Annotated in this window: 6 protein-coding genes; all 6 read left to right on the top strand. The window is 56.5% G+C overall.

What is annotated here, in order from left to right:
* The first annotated feature begins 566 nt into the window (after positions 1-566).
* The 6 genes from rpmH (at position 567) to mnmG (ending at position 6,951) form a co-directional block, all read left to right on the top strand.
* Entirely contained in the window at positions 567-701 is a 135-nt protein-coding gene (gene rpmH / locus ACA047_RS29565) for a 50S ribosomal protein L34 (protein WP_003213577.1), read from the top strand.
* Between the two features lie 16 nt (positions 702-717).
* A complete protein-coding gene (gene rnpA, locus ACA047_RS29560) occupies positions 718-1,119 on the top strand; it encodes a ribonuclease P protein component (protein WP_497360592.1) in 402 nt (133 codons plus the stop codon).
* A complete protein-coding gene (yidD, locus tag ACA047_RS29555; RefSeq protein WP_010465488.1) occupies positions 1,112-1,357 on the top strand; it encodes a membrane protein insertion efficiency factor YidD in 246 nt (81 codons plus the stop codon). The genes rnpA and yidD overlap by 8 nt, the downstream gene beginning before the upstream one ends.
* A 2-nt stretch (positions 1,358-1,359) precedes the next feature.
* The gene (gene yidC / locus ACA047_RS29550) at positions 1,360-3,042 is read left to right on the top strand and encodes a membrane protein insertase YidC (RefSeq protein ID WP_497355523.1); all 1,683 of its coding nucleotides are present in this window, start codon (positions 1,360-1,362) and stop codon (positions 3,040-3,042) included.
* Between the two features lie 79 nt (positions 3,043-3,121).
* On the top strand, positions 3,122-4,492 hold the full coding sequence (gene mnmE, locus ACA047_RS29545; RefSeq protein WP_497355521.1) for a tRNA uridine-5-carboxymethylaminomethyl(34) synthesis GTPase MnmE: 1,371 nt from the start codon (positions 3,122-3,124) through the stop codon (positions 4,490-4,492).
* A gap of 566 nt (positions 4,493-5,058) precedes the next feature.
* The gene (mnmG, locus tag ACA047_RS29540; protein WP_497355519.1) at positions 5,059-6,951 is read left to right on the top strand and encodes a tRNA uridine-5-carboxymethylaminomethyl(34) synthesis enzyme MnmG; all 1,893 of its coding nucleotides are present in this window, start codon (positions 5,059-5,061) and stop codon (positions 6,949-6,951) included.
* The last annotated feature ends 5 nt before the right edge of the window (positions 6,952-6,956 follow it).

Here is a 6,956-nt window from a genome sequence, read left to right as displayed (position 1 = left end):
GGATATCCCCTAAGTTGAAAGCCGGTGAGGCAAAAACAAGCGGCCATTGTAGCGAGCAGACGCCCACTTATCCACATGCAGGTTGCTCATGGACCATGATTTATCAATGCCTTAACAGAGAGAAAGACGACGGGCGGTCGGTGGATAAGCTCTGTGGATAACCGGGCCTGAGGTCGTTGCACAAGTGGGGGTGAAACTCGGTGGATAACCAGCCTGTGGATAACTAGGCATTCCACACACAGCTTATCCGACAGCGCAGCACAGGCTGGCCACTGCTTTCCCCTGTAGTTGTCATTCTCTGTACACGGTGAATTACAAGGGCTGAGCCTGGTTATCCACAGCAAGGTGGCAGCCTTGCTTTTATAAGCTTTACAGAAAAGCTTTAAATAATTCCCTTCTTTATTTCTATATCTAGCGCTGCATGATGAATCCGCCCAAGGGGCTGGAGATCTATTTAAAGGAAACGCTGGTTGGAAATTGACCTAGAGGCTTGCTTTCTCTAGAATCCCCGGTCTCTTAAAACGGGGGCCATTCCGGCCCGTTGTGGACGAACCAGGTAACACGACATGAAACGTACTTTCCAACCAAGCACTATCAAACGCGCTCGTACCCACGGTTTCCGTGCTCGCATGGCTACCAAGAACGGCCGTGCCGTCCTGTCGCGTCGTCGCGCCAAAGGTCGTGCGCGTCTGGCAGTTTGATAATCCGGCACTGGAGGTGAGTCAGGACTTCAGTCGGGAAAAGCGTCTGCTTACACCCCGGCATTTCAAGGCAGTCTTTGACTCCCCTACCGGCAAGGTTCCGGGGAAAAATCTCCTGCTCCTTGCGCGCAGCAACGATCTCGATCACCCCCGACTCGGGCTGGTTATCGGGAAAAAGAGCGTCAAGCTCTCCGTTGAGCGCAATCGCCTCAAACGTCTGATGCGCGAATCGTTTCGCCTGAACCAGGATTCACTGGTCGGATGGGACATTGTTATCGTCGCGCGCAAAGGTTTGGGTGACGTAGAAAACCCCGAATTGATTCAGCATTTCGGCAAGCTCTGGAAGCGTCTGGCCCGTAACAAGCCAGTACCAGCAGTCACTACCGAAACTGTAGGGGTAGACAGTCCCGATGCGTAAACTGGCACTCGTTCCGATCCAGTTTTATCGCTATGCCATTAGTCCCCTGATGGCCAGTCACTGTCGTTTCTACCCCAGCTGTTCCTGCTACGCGTATGAAGCCATAGAAAATCATGGCCTTCTGCGCGGTGGCTGGCTGACCTTTCGTCGTTTAGGTCGCTGTCATCCGTGGAATCCCGGCGGTTATGACCCGGTTCCGCCTATCCCTACCTCCCGTTCTTCTTCGATGGCCGAGTAATCATGGATATCAAACGCACGATCCTGATCGTCGCCCTGGCAATCGTGTCCTACGTCATGGTCCTTAAATGGAACCAGGACTATGGCCAGGCTGCCCTGCCGACTCAGAATGTTGCAGCCAGCAATACCGCACCGAGCCTGCCGGACACCCCTACTGGCAACAACGCTGCCAGCAATGACGACATTCCGCGCGCGGCAAGCGATACCAGTGCACCTGCTGAAGCCCCCGTGGCTGCAAGCAAAGATCTCATCCAGATCAAGACCGACGTGCTCGAGCTGGCAATCGATCCACAGGGTGGTGACGTCGCTCAGCTGAAGTTGCCGTTGTATCCGCGTCGCCAGGACCATCCGGAAATTCCGTTTCAGCTATTCGATAACGGTAACGAGCGGACCTATCTGGCCCAGAGTGGCCTGATCGGCACCAACGGTCCGGATGCAAGCCCGGCCGGTCGTCCGGTTTACTCCGCCGAGAAGAAGACTTATCAACTGGCTGATGGTCAGGACCAATTGGTCGTGGACCTGAAGTTCAGCAAGGATGGCGTCAACTACATCAAGCGTTTCACCTTGAAACGTGGCCTGTATGACGTGACTGTGTCCTACCTGATCGACAACCAGAGCGCTCAGCCCTGGTCCGGTGCGATGTTTGCGCAACTCAAGCGTGATGCCAGCGACGATCCTTCCTCCAGCACCGCTACCGGCACTGCGACTTACCTGGGCGCAGCCCTGTGGACAAGTTCGGAGCCGTACAAAAAAGTGTCTATGAAAGACATGGACAAGGCGCAGCTCAAGGAGACCGTTCAAGGTGGCTGGGTTGCCTGGCTGCAGCACTACTTTGTGACCGCCTGGATTCCGCAGAAGGGCGACAGCAACATCGTCCAGACGCGTAAAGACAGCAAAGGCAACTTCATCATCGGTTACACCGGCCCGACATTGACTGCCGCGCCAGGTGCGAAAGCCGAAACCAGCGCCATTCTGTATGCCGGTCCAAAAAGCCAGGCTGTACTCAAAGAGTTGTCCCCAGGCCTGGAACTGACCGTTGACTACGGTTTCCTGTGGTTCATTGCCCAGCCGATCTTCTGGTTGTTGCAACATATCCACAGCATCGTTGGTAACTGGGGTTGGTCGATCATCTTCCTGACCATGCTGATCAAGGGGATCTTCTTCCCGTTGTCGGCCGCCAGCTACAAGTCCATGGCTCGTATGCGCGCCGTGGCACCAAAACTGGCCGCGCTGAAAGAGCAACATGGCGATGACCGGCAGAAAATGTCCCAAGCCATGATGGAGCTGTACAAGAAAGAGAAGATCAACCCGCTGGGTGGATGCTTGCCGATTCTTGTACAAATGCCTGTGTTCCTGTCGCTGTACTGGGTTCTGCTGGAAAGCGTGGAGATGCGTCAAGCACCGTTCATGCTGTGGATTACCGACCTGTCGATCAAGGATCCGTTCTTCATCCTGCCGATCATCATGGGCGCGACCATGTTCATCCAGCAGCAGTTGAACCCGACACCTCCGGATCCGATGCAGGCGAAGGTCATGAAAATGATGCCGATCATCTTCACCTTCTTCTTCCTGTGGTTCCCAGCTGGCCTGGTGCTGTACTGGGTTGTGAACAACGTGTTGTCCATTACTCAGCAGTGGTACATCACGCGTAAGATCGAAGCGGCTGCGAAAAAAGCCGAGGCGTAACTTGCTCTGTGGATAACCACACAAAACGCCCCCTAGTGGGGCGTTTTGCTATCTGCCACTTTTGTCTGGATACCGGTTTATGAGCGCACCCCGTGAAACCATCGCCGCCGTCGCCACCGCCCAAGGTCGTGGAGGTGTCGGCATCGTCCGTATTTCCGGGCCTTTGGCCAGTGTTGCGGCCCTGGCTATCAGCGGTCGCGAGCTCAAACCGCGGTTCGCTCACTACGGCCCATTTTTCAGTGATGACCAGCAGGTGCTGGACGAAGGCCTCGCCTTGTATTTCCCGGGGCCGAACTCGTTCACCGGCGAAGATGTACTGGAACTGCAGGGCCACGGCGGGCCGATCGTGTTGGACATGCTGCTCAAGCGTTGCCTTGAACTGGGTTGTCGCCTGGCCCGGCCGGGCGAGTTCAGCGAACGCGCGTTCCTCAATGACAAGCTCGACCTGGCCCAGGCCGAGGCAATTGCCGATCTGATCGAAGCAAGTTCTGCACAGGCCGCGCGCAACGCGTTACGTTCCTTGCAGGGCGCGTTTTCCCAACGTGTACATCACCTCACCGAACAACTGATCGGCCTGCGGATTTACGTCGAGGCTGCGATCGACTTCCCCGAAGAAGAAATCGACTTCCTTGCCGATGGCCACGTACTGAGCCTGCTCGACAAGGTACGGGATGAGTTATCCACAGTCCTGCGTGAAGCGGGGCAGGGTGCCTTGCTGCGCGATGGCATGACGGTGGTGATCGCCGGACGACCCAATGCCGGCAAATCCAGCCTCCTGAACACCCTGGCAGGCCGTGAGGCGGCGATTGTCACCGAGATCGCCGGCACTACCCGGGACATCCTGCGAGAACATATCCACATCGATGGCATGCCACTGCACGTAGTAGACACCGCAGGTCTGCGCGACACCGATGACCAGGTGGAAAAAATCGGTGTTGAACGGGCGCTGAAGGCCATCGGCGAGGCAGACCGTGTGTTGCTGGTGGTGGATGCCACTGCGCCGGAAGCCGACGACCCATTCGCCTTGTGGCCTGAATTCCTCGAAGTACGCCCGGACCCGGCGAAAGTCACCTTGATTCGCAACAAGGCCGACCTGACTGGGGAGGCGATTGCCCTCGAAATCAGTGACGATGGCCACGTGACTATCAGCCTGAGCGCGAAGTCGGCAGGGGAAGGCCTGGAACTGCTGCGCGAACACCTCAAGGCCTGCATGGGCTATGAGCAAACCTCGGAAAGCAGCTTCAGCGCCCGCCGTCGGCACCTTGAAGCATTGCGCCATGCCAGCGCGGCGTTGGAACACGGTCGCGCCCAACTGACCCTCGCAGGGGCCGGTGAGTTGCTCGCAGAGGATTTACGCCAAGCCCAGCACTCCCTTGGGGAAATCACCGGTGCCTTCAGCTCCGATGATCTGCTGGGGCGGATCTTTTCCAGCTTCTGCATCGGTAAATAACACCCTTCTCTAAAACCGGGTTTGCCCTCGAAAGCGAATCGAGTCCAACGCAAACCCGGTTTCCTTCTCTCATTTACAGCGATTGCCCCTCATGGCGGCTTGTCTGTGGCGCAACCTTTGCTCTGCAAGCGGCTGTTTTCTGTGGATTAAGCCCTGTGAATAACTGCCATTGAGATCGGTTGATAAACCCCCTCAAAAACTGAAGATAATCGCCCCTGTGGATAACAACCCCATTCATCCACAGGCTTACAGCGGTTATCCAAGCCCCTCATTGCCACCTGACCACAGGGTTTTGAATCTCTGTACATATTGAAAATAAAGGTCTGTAGAGTTTTATCCACAGATATGTGGGTCAGTAAGAATAAACATAAAAACAAAGGTTTTATAAATTTCTTTCTTTTTAATTTCTTTAACCGCGAGTTCTCCACAGCTGGTTAAATTTTGTGCAAAGGGTTCTTTAGGTAAGGCGAAGTCCCTATACTTGCCGACCTGGTTCGAAAAACGCCCAGGACCTGACTCAAAACCTATTTGCGAATGACCTGAATTAAGCAGGCACGAGGTGCGTGGTGGATTTCCCTTCCCGTTTTGAAGTGATCGTCATCGGTGGCGGTCATGCCGGTACCGAGGCAGCACTTGCATCAGCACGTATGGGAGCAAAAACCCTGCTGCTGACGCATAACGTGGAAACCCTCGGCGCCATGAGCTGCAACCCTGCCATTGGTGGGATCGGCAAAAGCCACCTGGTCAAGGAAATCGATGCCCTTGGTGGTGCGATGGCGATCGCCACCGACAAGGGCGGTATCCAGTTTCGCGTATTGAACAGCCGCAAAGGCCCAGCGGTGCGTGCTACTCGCGCCCAGGCCGACCGAGTCCTGTACAAGGCCGCTGTCCGCGACATCCTGGAAAACCAACCGAACCTGTGGATATTTCAGCAGGCGGCCGATGATCTGATCGTCGAACAGGATCAGGTGCGCGGTGTTGTCACGCAGATGGGCCTGCGTTTCTTCGCAGATTCGGTGGTATTGACCACCGGGACCTTCCTCGGCGGACTTATCCACATCGGTATGCAGAACTATTCCGGTGGTCGTGCCGGTGATCCACCGTCAATCGCCCTGGCCCAGCGCCTGCGTGAATTGCCGTTGCGTGTCGGTCGCCTGAAAACCGGTACGCCACCGCGTATCGATGGCCGGTCTGTGGATTTCTCGGTGATGACCGAGCAGCCGGGCGATACGCCGATCCCAGTGATGTCGTTCATGGGCTCGAAAGAGCAGCACCCGAAACAGGTGAGCTGCTGGATTACCCATACCAATGCCCGCACCCACGAAATCATTGCCGCCAACCTGGATCGCTCGCCGATGTATTCCGGCGTGATCGAAGGGATCGGCCCGCGTTATTGCCCTTCGATTGAAGACAAGATCCATCGTTTTGCCGACAAGGAAAGCCACCAGGTCTTCATCGAACCCGAAGGCCTGACGACGCACGAGCTGTACCCGAACGGAATCTCCACGTCCCTGCCGTTCGATGTGCAACTGCAGATCGTGCAATCGATTCGCGGCATGGAAAACGCTCACATCGTTCGTCCCGGCTACGCCATCGAATACGACTACTTCGACCCGCGTGACCTGAAGTACAGCCTGGAAACCAAAGTCATCGGCGGTCTGTTCTTTGCCGGGCAAATCAACGGGACCACCGGCTACGAAGAGGCCGGCGCCCAAGGGCTGCTGGCCGGGGCCAACGCTGCGCTGCGTGCCCAGGGCAAAGACAGCTGGTGCCCGCGTCGCGACGAGGCGTACATCGGGGTGCTCGTGGACGACCTGATTACCCTGGGCACCCAGGAACCGTATCGGATGTTCACTTCCCGTGCGGAATATCGCCTGATCCTGCGTGAAGACAACGCCGACTTGCGCCTGACCGAGAAAGGTCGTGAGCTGGGGCTGGTGGATGACGTTCGCTGGGCCGCGTTCTGCAAGAAACGCGAGAGTATCGAGCTGGAAGAGCAACGCCTGAAAAGCACTTGGGTTCGTCCCGGTACCGAGCAGGGCGATGCCATCGCGGCGAAATTCGGTACGCCACTGACCCACGAATACAACCTGCTCAATCTCTTGAGCCGCCCGGAAATCGATTACGTCGGGCTGGTCGAAGTCACCGGTCATGGCGCGCAAGATCCACAGGTGGCCGAGCAGGTCGAAATCAAGACCAAATACGCCGGTTACATCGACCGTCAGCAGGACGAAATCGCCCGTCTGCGCGCCAGCGAAGACACAAAACTGCCTGTGGATATCGATTACACAGGCATTAGCGGGTTGTCGAAGGAAATCCAGAGCAAGCTCGGAGCAACCCGTCCAGAGACCTTGGGCCAGGCTTCACGCATTCCAGGCGTGACCCCGGCGGCCATTTCCCTGTTGATGATTCATTTGAAAAAACGCGGCGCGGGCCGTCAGTTGGAGCAAAGCGCTTGAGTTCG

The sequence above is a fragment of the Pseudomonas sp. LBUM1664 genome (genome assembly GCF_059695895.1).
The sequence above is the reverse complement of the archived record's forward strand: the minus strand, read 5'-3'. Positions and strand labels throughout refer to the sequence as shown.

What these genes read in the sequence shown, in the direction of transcription:
- yidC (WP_497355523.1), top strand. Translation starts at nt 1,360, where the DNA reads ATGGATATCAAACGCACGATCCTGATCGTCGCCCTGGCAATCGTGTCC.
- mnmE (WP_497355521.1), top strand. Translation starts at nt 3,122, where the DNA reads ATGAGCGCACCCCGTGAAACCATCGCCGCCGTCGCCACCGCCCAAGGT.
- rpmH (WP_003213577.1), top strand. Translation starts at nt 567, where the DNA reads ATGAAACGTACTTTCCAACCAAGCACTATCAAACGCGCTCGTACCCAC.
- yidD (WP_010465488.1), top strand. Translation starts at nt 1,112, where the DNA reads ATGCGTAAACTGGCACTCGTTCCGATCCAGTTTTATCGCTATGCCATT.